16 protein-coding genes are annotated in these 19426 nt (G+C 71.9%); 7 read left to right on the forward strand and 9 right to left on the reverse strand.

Annotated elements, in window-relative coordinates; all coding sequences use genetic code 11:
* Positions 1 to 1196, forward strand: a 1196-nt coding sequence (locus ACTHMS_RS08085) for a glycosyl hydrolase family 65 protein (protein WP_440306151.1), incomplete at its 5' end; no start/stop codon positions are given.
* Between the two features lie 24 nt (positions 1197 to 1220).
* On the opposite strand, the gene ACTHMS_RS08090 is transcribed toward ACTHMS_RS08085, so the two are convergent.
* Positions 1221 to 2885: an FAD-dependent oxidoreductase gene (locus tag ACTHMS_RS08090; RefSeq protein ID WP_440306152.1), complete on the reverse strand. Its 1665-nt coding sequence runs from the start codon at positions 2883 to 2885 to the stop codon at positions 1221 to 1223.
* 16 nt (positions 2886 to 2901) lie between these two features.
* Positions 2902 to 3906, reverse strand: a complete 1005-nt coding sequence (locus tag ACTHMS_RS08095) for an AurF N-oxygenase family protein (RefSeq protein WP_440306153.1) — start codon at positions 3904 to 3906, stop codon at positions 2902 to 2904.
* Between the two features lie 223 nt (positions 3907 to 4129).
* Here ACTHMS_RS08095 and ACTHMS_RS08100 point away from each other — a divergent pair, with 223 nt between their 5' ends.
* Both ACTHMS_RS08100 and ACTHMS_RS08105 read left to right on the forward strand, forming a co-directional pair.
* The gene (locus ACTHMS_RS08100) at positions 4130 to 5518 is read left to right on the forward strand and encodes an NAD(P)/FAD-dependent oxidoreductase (protein ID WP_440306154.1); all 1389 of its coding nucleotides are present in this window, start codon (positions 4130 to 4132) and stop codon (positions 5516 to 5518) included.
* Positions 5519 to 5634: 116 nt separating this feature from the next.
* Positions 5635 to 7458 carry a peroxidase family protein gene (locus ACTHMS_RS08105; protein ID WP_440306155.1) on the forward strand — a complete coding sequence of 608 codons (1824 nt, stop codon included), beginning with the start codon at positions 5635 to 5637 and terminating at the stop codon, positions 7456 to 7458.
* Positions 7459 to 7604: 146 nt separating this feature from the next.
* Here ACTHMS_RS08105 and ACTHMS_RS08110 read toward each other — a convergent pair whose 3' ends face one another.
* Both ACTHMS_RS08110 and ACTHMS_RS08115 read right to left on the reverse strand, forming a co-directional pair.
* The gene (locus tag ACTHMS_RS08110; protein ID WP_440306156.1) at positions 7605 to 9644 is read right to left on the reverse strand and encodes an oxidoreductase; all 2040 of its coding nucleotides are present in this window, start codon (positions 9642 to 9644) and stop codon (positions 7605 to 7607) included.
* On the reverse strand, positions 9641 to 10198 hold the full coding sequence (locus ACTHMS_RS08115; RefSeq protein WP_440306157.1) for a PadR family transcriptional regulator: 558 nt from the start codon (positions 10196 to 10198) through the stop codon (positions 9641 to 9643). The genes ACTHMS_RS08110 and ACTHMS_RS08115 overlap by 4 nt, the downstream gene beginning before the upstream one ends.
* A 192-nt stretch (positions 10199 to 10390) precedes the next feature.
* On the opposite strand from ACTHMS_RS08115, the gene ACTHMS_RS08120 reads away from it, so the two are divergent.
* Entirely contained in the window at positions 10391 to 12004 is a 1614-nt protein-coding gene (locus ACTHMS_RS08120) for an ABC-F family ATP-binding cassette domain-containing protein (RefSeq protein ID WP_440306158.1), read from the forward strand.
* Here the strand turns inward: ACTHMS_RS08120 and ACTHMS_RS08125 are convergent.
* On the reverse strand, positions 11994 to 12635 hold the full coding sequence (locus ACTHMS_RS08125) for an MBL fold metallo-hydrolase (RefSeq protein ID WP_440306159.1): 642 nt from the start codon (positions 12633 to 12635) through the stop codon (positions 11994 to 11996). The genes ACTHMS_RS08120 and ACTHMS_RS08125 overlap by 11 nt on opposite strands.
* 28 nt (positions 12636 to 12663) lie before the next feature.
* Complete coding sequence (locus tag ACTHMS_RS08130) at positions 12664 to 13083, reverse strand: DUF5709 domain-containing protein (protein ID WP_440306160.1); 420 nt, start codon at positions 13081 to 13083, stop codon at positions 12664 to 12666.
* A 50-nt stretch (positions 13084 to 13133) separates the two neighbouring features.
* Between ACTHMS_RS08130 and ACTHMS_RS08135 the strand changes: the two genes are divergently transcribed.
* Positions 13134 to 14459, forward strand: coding sequence for a cryptochrome/photolyase family protein (locus ACTHMS_RS08135; protein ID WP_440306161.1), 1326 nt, complete (start codon positions 13134 to 13136; stop codon positions 14457 to 14459).
* Here ACTHMS_RS08135 and ACTHMS_RS08140 read toward each other — a convergent pair.
* Positions 14446 to 15342, reverse strand: a complete 897-nt coding sequence (locus ACTHMS_RS08140) for an aldose 1-epimerase family protein (protein WP_440306162.1) — start codon at positions 15340 to 15342, stop codon at positions 14446 to 14448. The two genes, ACTHMS_RS08135 and ACTHMS_RS08140, sit on opposite strands and share 14 nt — an antisense overlap.
* A gap of 123 nt (positions 15343 to 15465) precedes the next feature.
* Between ACTHMS_RS08140 and ACTHMS_RS08145 the strand changes: the two genes are divergently transcribed.
* Positions 15466 to 16191 carry an SDR family NAD(P)-dependent oxidoreductase gene (locus ACTHMS_RS08145; protein WP_440306163.1) on the forward strand — a complete coding sequence of 242 codons (726 nt, stop codon included), beginning with the start codon at positions 15466 to 15468 and terminating at the stop codon, positions 16189 to 16191.
* Here ACTHMS_RS08145 and ACTHMS_RS08150 read toward each other — a convergent pair.
* Positions 16143 to 17522 carry an MFS transporter gene (locus tag ACTHMS_RS08150; protein ID WP_440306164.1) on the reverse strand — a complete coding sequence of 460 codons (1380 nt, stop codon included), beginning with the start codon at positions 17520 to 17522 and terminating at the stop codon, positions 16143 to 16145. The genes ACTHMS_RS08145 and ACTHMS_RS08150 overlap by 49 nt on opposite strands.
* On the reverse strand, positions 17519 to 18160 hold the full coding sequence (gene pdxH, locus ACTHMS_RS08155; protein ID WP_440306165.1) for a pyridoxamine 5'-phosphate oxidase: 642 nt from the start codon (positions 18158 to 18160) through the stop codon (positions 17519 to 17521). Before pdxH ends, ACTHMS_RS08150 begins: the two co-directional genes overlap by 4 nt.
* A gap of 111 nt (positions 18161 to 18271) precedes the next feature.
* Here pdxH and ACTHMS_RS08160 point away from each other — a divergent pair, with 111 nt between their 5' ends.
* On the forward strand, positions 18272 to 19381 hold the full coding sequence (locus ACTHMS_RS08160; protein ID WP_440306166.1) for a citrate synthase 2: 1110 nt from the start codon (positions 18272 to 18274) through the stop codon (positions 19379 to 19381).
* Positions 19382 to 19426 lie beyond the last annotated feature (45 nt).

A 19426-nucleotide genomic window follows, 5' to 3' on the forward strand; every position in this document is an offset into this window, starting at 1 on the left:
GCACGCTCGGGCTCGAGGGCGCGGCGTTCCCGTGGCGCACCATCCGCGGCGAGGAGTGCTCGGCGTACTGGCCGGCCGGCACCGCCGCGCTGCACGTGAACGCCGACATCGCCCTCGCCGCGGTGCGGCACTCGTGGTGGACGGGCGACGAGGCCTTCGACCGCGACGTCGCGCTGCCGCTGCTGGTGGCGACCGCCCGGCTGTGGTCGTCGATGACCTACCGCGGCGCCGACGGCGAGTTCCATCTCGACGGGGTCACCGGCCCGGACGAGTACAGCGCCGTGGTCGACGACAACACCTACACCAACCTCTCGGCCGCGCGGAACCTGCTCGAGGCCGTCGCCGCCGCGAAGCGCTGGCCCGACCAGGCGGCGGCCCTCGACGTCCGCGAGGACGAACTCGAGCGGTGGCGGCAGGCGGGCGACGCGATGGCGGTGCCGGTGAACGCCGACCTCGGTGTGCACGAGCAGGATCGCGGCTCGACCCTGCGCGACCGCTGGGACTTCGAGCGCTCGGCGGCCGAGGACGCCTACCCGCTGCTGCTGCACGCGCCGTACTTCCAGCTGTACCGGCGGCAGGTGGCCAAGCAGGCCGACCTCGTGCTGGCGCTGCACTGGATGGGCGACTCGTTCACGGCCGAGGAGAAGGCCCGCGACTTCGCCTACTACGAGGCGCTGACGGTGCGCGACTCGTCGCTGTCGGCGTGCACGCAGGCGGTGGTGGCGGCCGAGGTCGGACAGCTCGACCTGGCGACGGACTATCTCGCCGAGGCCGCGCTCATGGATCTGCACAACCTCGAGCACAACTCGTCCGACGGCCTGCACATCGCCTCGCTGGCCGGGGCGTGGCTGGCGCTGGTGGCGGGATTCGGCGGCATGCGCGACCTCGGCGACCACCTGCGGTTCCGCCCGCAGCTGCCGCCGGGATGGCAGGCGCTGAGCTTCGCCGTGCGCCCGCGCGGCCGGCTGCTGCGTGTGTCGATCGAGGCCGGCGGCACCGTGCGGTATCTGCTCGAGGGCGACGAGCCGCTCGACATCGAGCACCACGACGACGGTCAGGAGGCCGAGGTGCTCACCCTCGAACCGGGTAAGGCGGTCGAGCGCCACTGGTCGGCCGTGCCCGCCCTGACCGAACGCCCGACCCAGCCCGCCGGCCGCGCCCCGCGTTCGCGCTCGTCGCTGCCCTGCGAGGACTGACCCCGCGGAACCCCCTGGTGTGGCTCACTTCCGGGCCAGGAAGCGAGCCAGAGCAGGGGGTTTCGCGCTCGGACGCGCGGCGGCGACGAGGTCGGCCCGGTCGGTGATCTTGACCCGCGGACGCGAGGCGGCCGCGCCCGCCGCCCGCTCGGCCGCGTCGATGGCCAGCCAGCCGCGGCGGTCGACGACCTCGGGGCAGCGCTCGCGCACCAGCGCGGCGAAGGCCCGCGCGGTGCCGCTGTGCGTCGGCAGGGCGTGCGCGTCGAAGTCGGCGAGCAGGCTGCGCACCGTCTCCTGTGCGCAGCTCTTGTTGGTGCCGAGGAAGCCGGTGGGCCCGCGCTTGATCCAGCCCGCGACATAGACCCCCGGACGCACCCGCCCGGCCTCGTGCGGGATCGTGCCCCGCACATGGTCGAACGGCAGGCCGGGCACCGCCCGCCCGCGGTAGCCGATCGAGGTGAGCACCAGGCCGGCATCGATCGTCCCGTGGTCGCCGGTGCGCACGGCACGCGCGACGCCGTCGGGCCCGGTGACCAGTTCGGTGCGCGCGACCTCGAGCCCGGTGTCGGTCACGGCGAGCGGCTCGGCGAACCAGCGCAGCACGATGCGACGAGCGCCTGTACCGCGCGTCGGGGCGGTCGGCAGCGACCGCAGGAGCCGCAGTTTCTGCGCCGTCGCGTGGTCGTCGCCGTCACCGAACCCGACGAGCTGCGCATCGTCATGCACCACCACCTCGACACCGGGCGTGGCCAGCAGCCCGGCGAACTCGGGCACGGTGAACGCCGACTGCGCCGGTCCGCGCCGCGCGACCAGCACGACCTCGCGCACCCGGCTCGCCCGCAGCGCCTCGAGGGCGCAATCGGCGATGTCCGTGGCGGCCAGCGCCTCGACCGGCATCGTCAGGATGCGCGCGGCGTCGAGCGCCACGTTGCCGTTGCCGACGATCACGACCCGCTCGTGCGAGAGGTCGATGCGCCGGCCGGCGTGATCGGGGTGGCCGTTGTACCAGGCCACGAAATCGGTGGCGGACAGCGCCGACGCGCCACCCGGCACGTCGAGCGGCCGGTCGTCGGCGGCGCCGACGGCGACGACGACGGCGTCGAAGTGCGCCGCCACCTCGTCGACGGTGACGTCACGGCCGACGTCGACGCCGAGGTGCAGGCGCAGCCGCGGGTGCTCGGCGATCGCGTCGAACAGCCGGGTCACCTGCTTGGTGCGCTGGTGGTCGGGCGCGACGCCCGCGCGGGCGAGGCCGTACGGCGTGGGCAGGCGGTCGAGCAGGTCGACCTCGACGTTCGGCACGAGCAGCAGCTCGTCGGCCGCGTACATCGCTGCGGGGCCGGTGCCGACGATCGCCACCCGCAGCGGCTCACCCGCGCGCGAGACGGCGGGCGCCGGCGTCACCGGCGCGAGCGTCGGCCGGGCCGAGGTGTCCACCCCGCGGTAGAAGTCGGCGTTGATGGGGACGAACACCTGCTCGCCCGGCGCCAACGCGGTGTGCGGCTTGATGGCGTCCACCGGGCAGGCCGTCACGCACGCGCCACAGTCGACGCAGGCTGCCGGGTCGATGTGCAGCATCTCGGCGGTGCCGAACCCGGGTTCGTCCGGCGTCGGGTGGATGCAGTTGACCGGGCAGGCGTAGACGCAGGACGCGTCGCTGCAGCACGACTGCGTCACGACGTGCGGCACGGCAGGCCGCCCGGGTTCAGGCGGCGGCCGGCACGGTGCGCACCGGCTCGCTGCGGTAGCGGGAGGTGCGTCCGTCGATCTTGAGCAGCTTCCACACCCGGCGCGAGACGGGGTTCATCAGGCCGATCTCCTCGGCCAGTGCACGCACGTCGGCGAAGTAGTCCGACAGCTGGCGACGCGACTCGGGCAGCCGCCAGAAGAGGTCCTTCTTCACGTCGGCGGGGATGTCGAACTCGTCCCAGAACTGCTTCGGCGGCACGACGATCACGTCGCAGAGCCCGCGCATGATCACCGGGAAGGCGACCGACAGGGCCCACCGGCTCGGCCGGTTCAGCTGCGGCACGTGGTGGCGCAGGAACTCGTGCGCGAACGAGATGTGCCGCGCCTCCTCGGCGACGTGGATGCGCATGACGCCGTGCATGATCGGGTGCACGTCCTCGCCCGCGCGCAGGATCGACTTCTGCAGGTGGTCGATCGGCTCCTCACCGGCCAGGATGCCGACGAAGAACAGCGTCGGCGCGAACCGGCCGACCAGCGCGATGAACGGCGCCAGCGCGCGCATGACGGGTGCGGCCCCGGGCACCTGCGGCGCCACCCGGTTCACCATCTCCTGGAACATCAGGGTGTGGTTGCACTCCTCGATCATCTCGTGGGTGCAGTACCGGGCCTCGGCCGAGTTGTTCGGCAGGCCGCCGACGAAGTTCATCATCCCGTTGATCAGCACCTGCTCGAACTGCAGGCCGACCTTGGCGACGTTCGCCTGCCGCCACATCCCGATCGCGATCTGCTGCTGCTCCGGCAGCCCCTGGTACCAGGGGTGCTGGCCGAGCGGGTCGGTCGAGGCGGAGAGGATCCAGCGGCGGTCACCCTCGGTGACGGCGAACTCCGGCGCGTCCCAGGCGATGTCGACGTAGGGCTCGAAGTGCCGCTCGACGGAGGCCTGCGCGAGCGCGAGCAGGCGGTCACTGTACGAGCTGGACGCGGACGTCGGTGCCGACGTGGGAGCGGCCGTCGCGGTCATCGGATCCTCCGGTCAGGTAGCTGTGACGGGATGTCGCAGTTCCTGACTGTAACGCCACGTCGCAGGTACGACAACCGGACGGCACGAGCGTCGGCGACGTGGCGCCGGTCACCCCAGCGTGAAAACGGAGTGATGTGAGCCGTACGGCGGATTCCTCGAGGCGCCACGCACGTTCGTGTGGGTAGACAATGTGTGGACGAGAGAACCTGAGGTAGGAGCTGACATGACCGAGACCATGGCCCGACGACACCACGTGGTGATCATCGGCTCGGGCTTCGGCGGCCTGTTCGCCGCCAAGAAGCTCAAGCGGGCCGGCGTGGACGTCACGATGATCAGCAAGACGACGCACCACCTCTTCCAGCCGCTGCTGTATCAAGTGGCGACCGGCATCCTCTCCGAGGGCGAGATCGCGCCGGCGACGCGCGAGATCCTCAAGAACTACAAGAACACCAGGGTCGTGCTCGGCGAGGTCACCGACATCGACCTCAAGGCCAAGACCGTCACGTCGCAGGTCGGCGGCCTGGACACGGTGACCCACTACGACAGCCTCATCGTCGCCGCCGGCGCCACCACGTCGTACTTCGGCCACGACGAGTACGCCGAGCACGCGCCCGGTCTCAAGTCGGTCGACGACGCGCTCGACATCCGCGGCCGCATCCTCTCCGCCTACGAGTACGCCGAGGTCGAGACCGACCTGACCACGCGGGATGAGTGGATGACCTTCGCCGTCGTCGGCGCCGGCCCGACCGGCGTCGAGATGGCCGGGCAGATCGCCGAGCTCGCGCACCGCGCGCTCGTCCGCGACTTCCGCAACATCGACACCCGCAAGACCCGCATCGTGCTGGTCGACGCGATGGGCGACGTGCTCGGCACCTTCGGCTCGCGGCTGTCGGCCAAGGCCGTGCGCCAGCTCGAGCGGCTCGGCATCGAGGTCTGGCTCAACGAGAAGGTCGTGGACGTCGACGAGCGTGGCCTGGTCGTCGAGGACAGCACCGGCACCCGCGTGCGCATCCCGGCCCGCACGATCGTCTGGGCCGCCGGCGTGCGTGGCAGCAACCTCGTGCAGACCCTCGCGGCGCAGAGCGGCACCGAGATCGACCGTGGCAACCGGCTCAAGGTGCGCCCCGACTGCTCGCTGCCGAACTTCCCGGAGGTCTTCGTGGTCGGCGACATGATGTCGCTGAACGGGTACCCCGGTGTGGCGCAGGTGGCCATGCAGGGCGGCAAGTACGTCGCCAAGGTGATCGCGCAGCGCGTCAAGGGCGGTACGGCGCCGAAGCCCTTCAAGTACTTCGACAAGGGCAGCATGGCGACGATTTCGCGGTTCAAGGCCGTCGCCGACATCCCGGTCGCCGGTCACCTGCGCTTCGGCGGCTTCATCGCCTGGATGATGTGGCTGTTCATCCACGTGCTGTACCTGGTCGGGTTCAAGAACCGGTTCACGACGCTGATCCACTGGACGGTCTCGTTCATCGGACGCGGCCGCTCGCAGCGGGCGACGACGATGGCGCAGCTGCACGGGCGGGTGGTCGAGCGGCAGCTCGTCGCCGCGCCGTCGTACGACGGCACCGTCGTGGCGCGCGAGCGCGAGCCGGAGCCGACGCAGGTCTGACGGGCCCGCCCGAACGGCCGGGGCTGTTTCGAATGGCAGGGCACCGGGGTGCGCAGTAGCGTCCGACCGTCGGGCTGTGGCCTGACTCACGTCGGCGTGCACCCCGGGAGCCCGTCTTGCCTCAGTGGTACGAACACCCGTCGTTGGCTCTGCAGGTGTTGAGCCTCGCCCGGCTGCGCGGTGAACTGCGCGAGCACAACCTCTTCGAGGGCGCCGACATCCGCCCCAAGGAGCCGCTCGCCGGCGAGGCGCCGCCCGACGAAGCGGTGCGCGCCCGCACGCCCGACGGCTCGTGGAACGACCTCGGCTGCCCGGCGATGGGCATGAAGGGCACCGGCTTCGGACGGAACGTCCCGATCACCTCGACCGCGCCGAACCTGAAGCGGCTGCTCGATCCCGACCCGCGACGCATCAGCAACGAGCTGATGGCGCGCGACACCTTCAAGCCCGCGGGCATCGTCAACGCGCTCGCCGCGGCGTGGCTGCAGTTCGAGAACCACAACTGGTTCTTCCACGGCGACGGGCGGCCCGACCGGGTCATCCAGGTGCCGCTGCAGCGCGGGGACGACTTCCCCGAGAACCCGATGCGCATCCGCGACACGATCCCGCTGCACGACGAGACAATCGTCGACGGTCGGCCGGCGCCGGTGTTCCAGAACGTCGAGACGCACTGGTGGGACGGCTCGCAGATCTACGGCAGCGGCGCCGAGCGCCAGGCGGAGGTGCGCACCTTCGTCAACGGCAAGGTGCACGTCGGCGACGACGGCCGCCTGCCGCGAAGCGACATCCCTGGTGTCGACCTCACCGGCATGCGCGAGAACTGGTGGGTGGGCGTCGGCCTGCTGCACACGCTGTTCGCCCGCGAGCACAACGCCGTGTGCGACGCGCTGAAGAAGGCCTACCCGTCGCTCGGCGACCAGCGGCTGTTCGAACTCGGCGTGCTCGTCGTGTCGGCACTCATCGCGAAGATCCACACCGTCGAGTGGACGACCTGCGTGCTTCGCCACCCCGCGCTGCAGATCAGCATGAACGCGAACTGGTACGGCGCCCTCGGCGAGGCCTTCAAGTCACGGATCGGACGCGTGCCCGGCGGCATCGCCGACGAGGCCCTGTCGGGCATCATCGGGTCGCGGGCCGACCACCACAGTGCACCGTTCTCGCTGACCGAGGAGTTCGTCTCGGTCTACCGCATGCACCCGCTCATTCCCGACGACTGGGACTTCTACTCGTTGGCAAGCGGCCAACACCTCGAGCACGCCGAGTTCACCGAGCTGCAGGGCCGCTACACGCGCGACTTCATGGATCGCATGGAGATGGGCGACATGTGGTACTCGTTCGGCCTCGCGTCCGCCGGTGCGGTGTGTCTGCACAACTACCCGAACGCCCTGCGCAAGCTCACCCGCGTCGACGGGCAGATCACCGACCTCGCCACGCTCGACATCGTGCGCGACCGCGAACGCGGCATCCCCCGCTACAACGACTTCCGCGAGGCGCTCCGCATGCCGCGGCGCAAGTCCTTCGACGAGATCACGCCGAACAAGCAGTGGGCGAAGGAGATCGCCGAGATCTACCGCGGCGACGTCGACGCGGTCGACCTGCAGATCGGCATGCAGGCCGAGAAGCCGCCGAAGGGCTTCGGCTTCAGCGACACCGCGTTCCGCATCTTCATCCTGATGGCGTCGCGCCGGCTCAAGAGCGACCGCTTCTTCACCGACGACTACCGCCCCGAGGTGTACACGCAGGTCGGCTACGACTGGGTGAACAACACGACGATGAAGGACGTCCTGCTGCGCCACTACCCCGAGCTGCAGCCGGTCATCGGCGACGTCGAGCGTGTCTTCGCCCCCTGGCCCGAGCTCGGTGCGCAGGCGCCGGGCCAGAAGCCCGCCGTGCTGCGCCTCGCCGACACCGTCCGCGCCTACCTCCCCTGGGGCGACTGACCCTCGCCCGGGTTTGCGCCCCCAACTGACGGTCCGGCGGCCTGAAGCCGACAGCTGGCGGCGCAAAGCGGCGCCGCCAGGCCGGGTTTGCGCCCCCAACTGACGGTTCGGCGGCCTGAAGCCGACAGCTGGCGGCGCAAACAGGGTCAGAGCTGGAGGGCGAGGCGGGTGCCCTGGTCGATGGCGCGCTTGGCGTCGAGCTCCTTGGCGACGTCGGCGCCGCCGACGAGGTGCACGCGGGCCGGGCCGAGGCCGGCGGTCTTGAGGTCGTCGAACAGCTCGCGCCGCGACTCCTGGCCCGCACAGACGACGATGTCGTCGACCTCGAGCACCTGCGGGTCGGCGTGCTTCTCGCCGAAGCTGATGTGCAGACCGCGCTCGTCGATCCGCTCGTAGTTCACGGCCTTGAGCATCTGGACGCCGCGCTGCGTCAACGACGCCCGGTGTACCCAACCACTCGTCTTGTTCAGTCCGGCGCCCACACGCGTCGGCTTGCGCTGCAGCAGGAACACCTGGCGTGGCACCTCGACCCGCTCGGGCGCGAGCAGGCCGCCGCGGTGCTCGGCCGGGTCGGCCACGCCCCACTCGCGCATCCATTCGTCGCGACTCGGTGCAACACCTGTGGTGCCGGGGTGGGTCAGGAACTCGGCGACGTCGAAGCCGACACCGCCCGCACCGATCACCGCGACGCGCGCCCCGACCTCGACCCGGCCGAGCAGCACGTCGCCGTACTGGTGCACGTTCGGCGCGTCGATGCCGGTGATCGAGGGCGTGCGGGCGGTGACGCCCGTGGCGAGCACGATCTCGTCGTAGCCGCCCTGCACCAGCTCGGTCGCGGTGACGGAGTGGGTGAGGTGCAGCTTCACCCCGGTCAGCTCGATCTGCCGGTTGAAGTACCGGATCGTCTCGGCGAACTCCTCCTTGCCCGGCACGCGGCGGGCGAGCTGGAACTGCCCGCCGATCTCGTCCGCCGCGTCGAACAGGTCGACGCCGTGCCCGCGGCGGGCCGCGGTCGTGGCGACGGCGAGCCCGGCCGGCCCCGCCCCGACGACGGCGATGCGCTTGCTCCGCCGCGTCGGCACCAGGGTGAGCTCGCGCTCGTGGGCGGCCCGCGGGTTGACCAGGCAGCTGGCCACCTTGTGCGAGAAGGTGTGGTCGAGACAGGCCTGGTTGCACGCGATGCACGTGTTGATCTCGTCGGTGCGTCCGGCCGCAGCCTTCACGACCCAGTCGGGATCGGCGAGGAACGGCCGCGCCATCGAGACCATGTCGGCGTCGCCGTCGGCGAGGATCTGCTCGGCGACCTCGGGCATGTTGATGCGGTTGGACGCGACCACCGGCACCGACACCTCGGGCCGCAGCTTGCCGGTGACCCAGCTGAACGCGGCGCGCGGCACCGACGTCACGATCGTCGGCACGCGCGCCTCGTGCCAGCCGATGCCGGTGTTGATGATCGTGGCGCCGGCCGCCTCGACCTCCTTGGCGAGGGCCACCACCTCGTCCCACGTCTGACCGCCCTCCACGAGGTCGAGCAGTGACATCCGGTAGATCACGATGAAGTCCGGCCCGACGGCACGGCGCACGCGCCGCACGATGTCGGTCGCGAAGCGACGCCGCCGCTCGGGCGTGCCGCCCCACTCGTCGGTGCGCTGGTTGACCCGCTCGCTTAGGAACTGGTTGATCAGGTAGCCCTCGCTGCCCATGATCTCGACGCCGTGGTAGCCGGCCTCGCGGGCGAGCGACGCGGTGCGGGCGAAGTCGGCGATCGTCTGCCGCACCTCGTGCGCGCCCATCGCGCGGGCCGAGAACGGCGTGATCGGCGACTTGCTGCGCGACGCCGTCGCGCTGAACGGGTGGTAGGCGTAGCGGCCGGCGTGCAGCACCTGCAAGGCGATGCGCCCGCCGTTGCCGTGCACGGCGTCGGTGATCTGCCGGTGCCGGCGCACCTCGGTGGGATTGGTGAGCTTGCCGGCGAACGGCAGCAGCCAGCCGGTGCGGTTCGGCGCGAACCCGCCGGTGACGATGAGACCGACGCCGCCGGCGGCACGCTCGGCGTAGAACTCGGCGAGCCGGGTCAGGTGCTTCGGACGGTCCTCCAGGCCGACGTGCATCGAGCCCATGAGCACGCGGTTCGGCAGCGTGGTGAAGCCGAGGTCGAGCGGCGCGAGCAGGTGCGGGTAGGTCATGCCGTGCCCTTTCCAGGCAGTGTGGGACGCAGCACGGCGAGCACTTCGTCGTACCACTCGATGAGGCCTCGCTCGAGGCTGATGCCGCCGCGCAGCACGAGCCACTGGTGCAGCTCGCGTCCGTGCAGGCGGGTGGGGTCGGGGAACTCGCGCTTCTCGTTCGCCAGGTACGAGTCGAGCCGTTCCTGGCGCAGGGCACGATGCCGCTCGATCTCGTCGAGCAGGCCGGGCAGCTCGCCGTGCGACGCCCCGCGGATCTTCACGGCGAGGTCCGACCGGCCCACCTCCGGTTCGGTCGGCGCGCCGATCCAGGCGCGCAGCTCGGCGCGTCCGGCGTCGGTCACGCGGTAGACCTTCTTGTCCGGACGCCCCTCCTGGGCCACCTGCTCGGCGGTCACCCAGCCGGCCTCGTCCATACGCCCGAGCACCTTGTAGACCTGCTGATGGGTGGCCGTCCAGAACCGGCCGATCGACTTGTCGAAGCGCCGCGCGAGCTCGTAGCCGGTCGAGGCGCGCTCGGACAGCGACACCAGGATCGCGTGCTCGAGCGCCATACGCCGCACCCTAGCTATGCAACTCGTTGCACTGCAACCGCGCGAACATCAAAACCCGGTTGCCACGGCCGACGAGTGCGGGCGATCATGGTCGCGTGGAGATCACGAGCGCTGCCGCGTCCCTGCGCTGACGTCGTCGAGCCGTTCCGGCTCCGGCGGTCGGCGTGCCAGCCCGATCTCCCCGGAGCCGCTGTGCATCCCCACGCCACCCCTGCCATCACCCTGTCCGACGTCGGCCTTCGCTGGCCCGACGGCACGGCCGCCCTGACCGGCATCGACGCCACGTTCGGCACCGGCCACACCGGCCTCATCGGTGCGAACGGGTCGGGCAAGTCGACGCTGCTGCGCCTGATCAGCGGCGAGCTCGCCCCGACGTCCGGCCGCATCGTCGTCACCGCGCCCGTCGCCCGCCTCGACCAGCACCCGGCGCGCGACCCCGGCGCGACCGTCGCCACGGCACTCGGTATCGCCGATCGCCTCACCGCCCTGCGCGCCATCGAGGCGGGCTCGACCGACCCGCAGCACTTCGACACGCTCGCCGACGACTGGGATCTCGAGACCCGGGCGGCGAAAGCGTTGGCGGCCGCCGGCCTGGACGATCTCGACCCCGATCGTCCGCTCGACTCGCTGTCCGGCGGCGAGGCCACGCTCGTCGCCGTCGCGGGGCTGCGGCTGAACGGGGCACCGATCGTCCTGCTCGACGAGCCGACCAACAACCTCGACCGCACGGCACGGGCGCGGCTCGGCGCCGCGCTCGTCGACTGGCCCGGCACGCTCGTGGTCGTCAGCCACGACACGTCGCTGCTGGAACTCATGGACGAGACGGCCGAGCTCCACGGCGGGCGGCTCACCGTCTTCGGCGGCCCGTTCAGCGCGTGGCGCCAGCACCGCGATCGCGAGCAGGCAGCGGCAGTCCGCGCCGAGCGGGCTGCCGAGCAGACCCTCGCGGTCGAGCGTCGGCAGCGCATCGACGCCGAGACGAAGCTGGCGCGGCGGACCCGGTACGCGCAGCACCAGTTCGACACGAAACGCGGGTCGAAGATCGTGATGCAGCAGCGCCGCACCGAGGCGCAGGTGTCAGCGGGTCGGCTTCGGAACGAGGCCGAGGACAAGATCGAGACGGCGCGCACCGCGCTCGAGGCGGCGAGGGCGAGGGTGCGCGACGACGCGACGATCCGCATCGATCTGCCCGACCCCGGCGTCCCGTCCGGCCGCCGCATCGCCGAGCTGCTCGGCAGCAACCGGGGCGTCGCGCTCGACGGGCCGGCGCGGCTCGCACTCGTCGGCGACAACGGCGTCGGCAAGACGACCCTGCTGGACGAGCTCGTGCGGGGCGAACCGTCCGGCCGCGGCATCGTCCGCGCCGTGCGCCACACCGATCGCATCGCCTACCTGCCGCAGCACCTCGCGCTGCCCGACGCCGACGTCAGCGTGCTCGACCACGTGCGGGCCGGGGCGCCCGACGCAGCACCGCAGGCAGTTCGGCACCGCCTCGCGCGGTTCCTGCTGCGCGGCGATGCCGTCGAGCGTCCGCTCGCGTCGTTGTCGGGCGGCGAGCTGTTCCGCGTCGTGCTGGCCCGGTTGCTGCTGGCCGAGCCGCCGCCGCAGCTGCTCGTGCTGGACGAGCCGACGAACAACCTCGACCTGCCGACCGTCGACCACCTCGTCCAGGCGCTCGACGGCTACCGCGGCGCGCTGCTCGTGGTCAGCCACGACAACGCGTTCCTCGCCCGGCTGCGGCTCACCGCGACGGTCGCCCTGAGCGCCGACGGCACCCTCACCGACGCCCCGGCCGTCAGGCGGTGAGGGTGTCCGACGGCGCCCAGCCGGCGTAATCGCTGCCGTGCTCGCCGACGAGGCGTCCGACCTGCATCTCGACGACGCCCCTGCCGAGGTCGTTGAGCAGCGCGTCGTGGATCGGCCGCACCTGCGGCGCGCGCACCGAGATGGCGAAGTCGATCACCTCGGCCATCTTCGACCACGGCGCGTGCAGCGGCAGCAGCAGCACCGACACCGCCGCCGGCGGCACGAAGAACGAGTCGCCCGGGTGGTAGACCGCGTCGCCGACGAGGTACCCCACGTTGCTGATCGTCGGGATGCTCGGGTGGATCACGGCGTGCTGGCCGCCGAACGCGCGCACCGGGAAGCCGGCCGCTTCGAAGGCCTGGCCCGGCTCGGCGGCGACCACTTGCTCACCGAGGTCGCCGAGCTGCGCTACGACCGACGCCGGCGCCCACACGCGCAGCGACGGGTCACGTGCCAGCGCGGCCCGCAGCTTGTCGGCGTCGAGGTGGTCGGCGTGCTCGTGCGTGATCAGCACCGCCTGCGCACCGTCCATGGCGGCGTCGAACTCGCTGAACGCGCCCGGGTCGAGCACGAGCGCGCGGTCGCCGTCCTCGATCCGGACGCACGAGTGGGTGAACTTCGTCAGCTGCATCGGCTCGTCCTACTCGCGGTCGGTTCGCTCAGTCGACCGGGTGCTGCTCGTCGACCACGTGCATCGCGGCCTCCTCGGCACTGGACGCGTACCCCGCCGGCCCGACGTCGGTGGCGACCTCGTCCTTCTCGCGGTCGACGTCCCAGCCCTCGTCCGGGGCGACGAGCCGACCGGCGCGGGGATCCTCGTCGGTGAACGAGACGTCGTCGGGCGAGACGTCCGGCACCTCCTCCGAAAGCTTCTGGTCGAGCGACTCGCCCTCGACCTCCTCGTTGGGCGTCGGCACGTGGCGCAGGTTGTACGGCTCGCGGTCGGGCGGGTCGTACGAGGTCTGCATGATCTCGTCGGGGTCGTCGCCGGTCAGGTTCTCGACGGGGTCGAGGTCATCGGCGTCCTCGATCGCCTCGCCGCTCTCGTACACGCTGTCGCCGAACATCTCTTCGCTCATGCTGCTGTTCCTACCCCCGTCAGCGACGGGCTGTCACCGGGCACACTGCGATGGTGACCTCAGTGCTCTGGTTCCGGCGCGACCTCCGCCTGCACGACCACCCGGCGCTCGCCGAGGCGGCGAAGGACGGGCCGGTCGTCGGGCTGTTCGTCCTCGACCCGGCGCTGCTGAAGCCGGCCGGAGCGGCGCGCGTCGCGTTCCTGTACCGCAGCCTGCGCGCGCTCGACGAGGCGATGGGCGGACGCCTGGTGGTGCGCCGCGGCGACCCGCGCACCGTCGTGCCGAAGGTCGTGACGGAGGTCGAGGCCGGCTCGGTGCACATCAGCGCCGACTTCAACCCCTACGGCCGGCGCCGCGACGAGGCGGTCGAGCAGGCGCTCGGCGACGTGCCGCTGACCCGCACCGGGTCGCCGTACGCCGTCGCGCCGGGGCGGATCCTCAAGAACGACGGCACGCCGTACCGCGTCTACAGCCCCTACTACCGCGCCTGGGTGCAGCACGGCTGGCGCGCGCCGGCGCGCAACGGGAAGGTCGAGTGGGCCGAGCTCGACGGCATCGACAGCCCGAACGCCCCGCGGCTGCCCGCCGGGCTCGAGCTGCCGGACGCCGGTGAGGACGCCGCACGCAAGGCGTGGCAGCGGTACCGCGAGTCGCGGCTGCGGACCTACGAGGACGACCGCAACCGTCCCGACCTCGACCGCACCTCGCGCATGTCGCCCTACCTCAAGTGGGGCGCGGTGCACCCGCGCACGCTGCTCGCCGATCTCGGCCCCGGCGACGAGACGTACCGCAAGGAGCTGGCGTGGCGCGACTTCTACGCGCAGATCCTGTTCAACTTCCCCGACAGCGCCCGCGACTACTTCGACGCCCGGCTCAAGGCGCTGCCCTACCACCGGCCCGACCAGCACTTCGAGGCCTGGCAGCAGGGCCGCACCGGCTACCCGATCGTCGACGCCGGCATGCGGCAGCTGCTCGCGCAGGGCTGGATGCACAACCGCGTGCGCATGATCGTCGCGTCGTTCCTGGTGAAGGACCTGCACATCGAGTGGACGCACGGGGCGAGGCACTTCATGCAGCACCTCGTCGACGGCGACCTCGCCAGCAACCAGCACGGCTGGCAGTGGACCGCGGGCTCCGGCACCGACCCGTCACCGTTCTTCCGGATCTTCAACCCGGTCGGGCAGGGCGAGAAGTTCGACCCCGAGGGCGAGTACGTGCGGCGCTGGATCCCCGAGTTGCTTGAGGTCGCGGGCAAGGCCGTGCACCGGCCGTGGGAGCTGCCCGACCCGCCGAAGGACTACCCGGCGCCGATCGTCGACCACGCCGCCGAGCGGCAGGCCGCGCTCGCCGCGTTCGAGCAGGTCAAGCGGGGATGATCCCCCAGCTGCCCGACCAGCGCTGACCCGGCTCGAGCACGATCAGCCCGTCGCCCGAGTTGAACGCGTCCGGCGCGCAGGTCATCGGCTCGATCGCCACCGCCGGGCCGTGGTCGCCGAGTGCGTCCAGGGTGAACAGCTGCAGGTAGGTCCACTGCTCGTCGACCCACAGCTGCGCGCCGCCGGCGCGGGTGCGCACCTCGGCGACGGCGCGGCCGTCGCGGAAGGTGACGTCGGTGAAGCCGTGGTCGAATCGGTCGCTGCCGAGCCGGCGGCCGCGGCGCAGGTCGGCCGGCGTGCCCTTGACCGAGCGCCGCCCCGTCGGGATCTGCTGGTCGTCGGTCGTCAGCTGGGTCGCGGCGGGCAGCTTCACCGTGGTCTCGTCGAGCGGGCGGCCGCGCGTCGAGAGGTAGGGGTGCGCGCCGGCGCCGAAGGGGATGCGGGTACTGCCGGTGTTCGTCGCGGTGAAGGTGACGGTGAGGCCGCGCTCGGCGTGCAGCGCGTACGTGATCTCGGCGTGCACCGGCCACGGGTAGCCGGTCTGCGGCACGACGTCGAGCGCGAGCGTGATGCGGCCGCGGGTCTGCCTCACCGGTGTCCACCGCTCCCACCGGCCGAGGCCGTGGATCGCGGTCTGCGTCTTCGGCTCGGTGAGCGCGAGCTGGTGGTCGCGGCCGTCGAAGGAGTACTTGCCGTCGCGGATGCGGTTCGGCCACGGCACGAGCGTGATGCCGCAGCCCTTCGGCGGCAGCACGTCGGCGCCGTAGCTGCCGGTGACGAGCTCGCCGCCGACGGTGTAACCCCGCAGCCCGGCACCGACCTCGACGACGGTGGCCCGGTGCCGGCCGGCCGCGATGCTGTACTGCTCGCCCGTGAGTGCCATGCGCACGGACGCTAGTGCACCTCGTCCCCCACTCAGTGTGTGGCGACGCTGCGGGGGTCTGCGCGGCGTGTCCGCCCGCGCCGTCGCCACACACGTCCGGACGCGGGGTGGCAGGGTGGCGGCATGGTCAGCCTGCGCGGACGTGTCGCCGTCGTCAGCGGCGCCGGGCGGGGCATCGGGCGCGTGATCGCCGAGGCACTCGCGGCCGAGGGCATGTCGCTCGCGCTGATCGCCCGCACCGGGCCGCAGGTGCGCGTGGCGGCCGAGGAGCTCACCGACCGGTACGGCGTGCCCTGCTTCCCCGTCGCCGCCGACATCACCGACACCGCCGCGGTCGAGCGGATGGTCATGCACGTCGAGCAGCACCTCGGCGCGGTCGACCTGCTGGTGAACGACGCGGCGATCATCGAGTCGCGCGAGGTGCCGTTCTGGCAGGCCGACCTGGACGAGGTGTGGCGGGTCGTCGAGGTCAACCTGCGCGGGCCGATGGTGCTCACCCGCGCGCTGCTGCCCGCGATGGTCGACCGCGGACGCGGGCACGTCGTCACCGTCGCGAGCCTCGCCCGCGCTGCGACGCAGACCGGCACCTACACCGGCTACGCCGTGTCGAAGCGGGCGCTGTCGATCTTCACCGGCTCGCTCGCCGCCGCACTGCAGGGCACCGGCGTGATCGTCGTCGACGTGCTGCCCGGGCTCGTCCGCACCGACCTGACCGCAGGCATGCCGACCTGGCGCGACGTCACCGACTGGGACGACCCGGCCGCGACGGCCTCGACGGTCGTCGAGATCGCGCGGGGCCGCTACGACGACGCGGCCGGCTCGACACTCGACGCCTCGGCCACACCCTGACCGACGACGAGGTCGTCGCGGGTGTCGTAGTTCCAGAACGGACGCACCAGATACCCCGCGACGGCGACGACGGCCATGCAGGCGACACCGCCGGCGACCCAGGAGAACTGCGGCGACGACGCGGCGGCCGTGGCGCCGGCGCGGGCGTCGCCGAGGCGCGGACCACCGGCCACCACGGCGATGAAGACACCCTGCATGCGTCCACGCATCTCGTCCGGCGCGTAGGTCTGCAGGATGGTCTGCCGGTAGACGGCACTCACCAGGTCGGCCGCACCCGCGAGTGCGAGCAGCGCGACGACCAGCCACAGCCGGTGGGCCAGTCCCGAGACGGCGACCGCCGCGCCCCAGCCGATGATCGCGACGACAAGCGCGCGGCCCTGCCGGTGGATGCGGCCGATCCAGCCGCTCGAGAGGCCGGCGATCACCGACCCGATCGCGATGGCCGCGTAGAGCGGGCCGACCGTGCCGTGGAAGCGCTCGGCGGCGACCGCCGGGAACAGCGCGCGCGGCATCGCCAGCACCATCGCGCAGATGTCGACGAGGAACGACATGAACAGCACCGGCCGCTTGGCGATGAAGGCGAGGCCCTCGACGACCGAACGCAGGCCGAGCCGCTGGCCGCTCTGGTCGGGCGCGATCGACGGCAGCCGCAGCACCGAGTAGAGCGCGGCGGTGAAGAGCACGGCGTCGATGCCGTACGCGATCGCGAAGCCGTGCGGCTGGGCGACGAGCACACCGGCGAGCAGCGGGCCGATCACCTGCCCGATGTTGCCGACGGTGAAGTTCAGCGTGTTCGCGCTCGCGACCAGTTCGGTGGGCACGATGCGCGGGATGATCGCGCCGCGGGCCGACGACGCGACGGCGAACGCGCCCGACTGCACGGCCACCAGCGCGAGGATCAACCAGACGCTGCGCACGTCGACGAGGGTCTGCGCGAGCAGCGCGAGCGTGACGGCCCAGCCGAGGATCGACGACCAGAAGTACAGCGTGCGGCGGTCGACGACGTCGGCGATCGCGCCGCCGTAGAGGCCGAACGCGACGATGGGGACGAGACCCGCCAACCCGACCAGGCCCACGTCGAGCGACGAGGACGAGATCGCGTAGACCTGCACCGGCACCGCGACCTGGGTGAGCATCGAGCCGACGAACGACGTCGCCTGGCCGATGAGCAGGCGGCGGTAGGTCGGGATCGCGAGCGGACGCGTGTCGACGGCGTGCCGGGCGACCAGACCGCGCAGGGATCGTGCCTGCTCGGGCGCCTCGGCCGGGTCTGGCGCGTCCGTCGCGCACTCGGTCGGGCTCGGCTGCCCGTCGTCGGACGACGTGCTCACGGCGCCAGCCGTTCGCGCCGCCAGTCGGCGCCGTCGAGGACGTACCGGATGCGGTCGTGCAACCGGTCGGGGCGGCCCTGCCAGAACTCGACCTGCTCGGGGGTGATCCGGAAGCCGCCCCAGAACGGCGGCACCGGAATCTCGCCGTCACCGAACCGTTCGGCGATCTCGCGCTCGCGGGCCTCGAGTTCGGCCCGGGACGCGATCACCTCGCTCTGCGGCGACGCCCACGCGCCGACCTGCGAGCCGCGTGGGCGCGAGTGGAAGTACGCCTCGGTCTCCGCCGCGCTGACCCTGGCGACCGGGCCGCTCACGCGCACCTGCCGCTCGTGGGCGTGCCAGAGCAGCACCGCGGCGGCGTACGGGTTGGCCGCCAGCGCGCGTCCCTTGGCCGAGTCGTAGTTGGTGAAGAAGACCACGCCACGCTCGTCCAGGCCCTTGAGCAGCACCGTGCGCACCTGCGGGCGTCCACCGGCATCGATCGTCGCCACCTGCATCGCGTTCGCCTCGGGCACGGCCGGATCGGCGACCGCGGCATCGAACCAGCGACGGAACTGCTCGAGCCAGGTGTCGGCGACGGCGCCGTCGTCGAGGGTGCCGCGGTCGTAGGTGCGCCGCAGGTCGGCCGGGTCGGTCACCGTTCCGATTGTTTCATCCCGCGAGCACCTGCTGATCGCGCCGAAGCCGGGTGCGGGCAGAATGGGCGACGAGCATCACCGCGAGACCCGTGAACCCGATCGGAGCTTGGTATGGCCAGCGACTACAGCCCGGGTCTGGAAGGCGTCATCGCCTTCGAGACCGAGATCGCCGAACCGGACAAGGACGGCGGCGCGCTGCGCTATCGCGGCGTCGACATCGAGGACCTCGTCGGTCAGGTCACCTTCGGCAACGTGTGGGCCCTGCTGGTCGACGGCAAGTTCGGCCCGGGCCTGCCGCCCGCCGAGCCGTTCCCGATCCCGGTGCACACCGGTGACGTGCGTGTCGACGTGCAGGCCGCGCTGGCCATGCTCTCGCCGATCTGGGGCTACCGGCCGCTGCTCGACATCAGCGACGAGGAGGCTCGCGAGCAGCTCGCCCGCGCGGCCGTCATGGCGCTGTCGTACGTGGCCCAGTCTGCGCGCGGCGTCTCGACGCCGGCCGTGCCGCAGTCGCGCATCGACCAGTGCACGACCATCGTCGAGCGGTTCATGACCCGCTGGCGCGGCGAGCCCGACCCGGCGCACGTGCGCGCCGTCGACGCGTACTTCGTGTCGGCCGCCGAGCACGGCATGAACGCCTCGACCTTCACCGCCCGCGTCATCGCCTCGACCGGCGCCGATGTCGCCGCAGCGATGTCCGGCGCGATCGGTGCCATGAGCGGCCCGCTGCACGGCGGCGCCCCGGCCCGCGTGCTGCCGATGATCGAGGAGGTCGAGAAGAGCGACGACGCCAGCAAGGTCGTCAAGGGCATCCTCGACCGCGGCGAGCGGATGATGGGCTTCGGCCACCGCGTCTACCGCGCCGAGGACCCCCGCGCCCGCGTGCTGCGCCGCACCTGCAAGGAGCTCAACGCGCCGCGCTTCGAGGCCGCGAACGCCCTCGAGCAGGCCGCCCTCGCGGAACTCCGCGAGCGCCGTCCCGACCGTGCGATCGAGACCAACGTCGAGTTCTGGGCCGCCGTCATCCTCGACTTCGCCGAGGTGCCGCCGCACATGATGCCCGCGATGTTCAGCTCGGCCCGCACCGCAGGCTGGTCGGCGCACATCATGGAGCAGAAGCGCACCGGACGCCTCGTGCGCCCGTCCGCCCGCTACGTCGGCCCCGCCCCGCGCAAGCCGAGCGAGGTCGAGGGCTGGGACGACATCGCCCACAACAGCTGATCGCGAAACCCCCTGGTGTGGCTCGTTTACGGGACCGGAAACCGG

The organism is Jatrophihabitans sp., assembly GCF_051960575.1.
Classification (GTDB): Bacteria; Actinomycetota; Actinomycetes; order Mycobacteriales; family Jatrophihabitantaceae; genus JBQCEE01.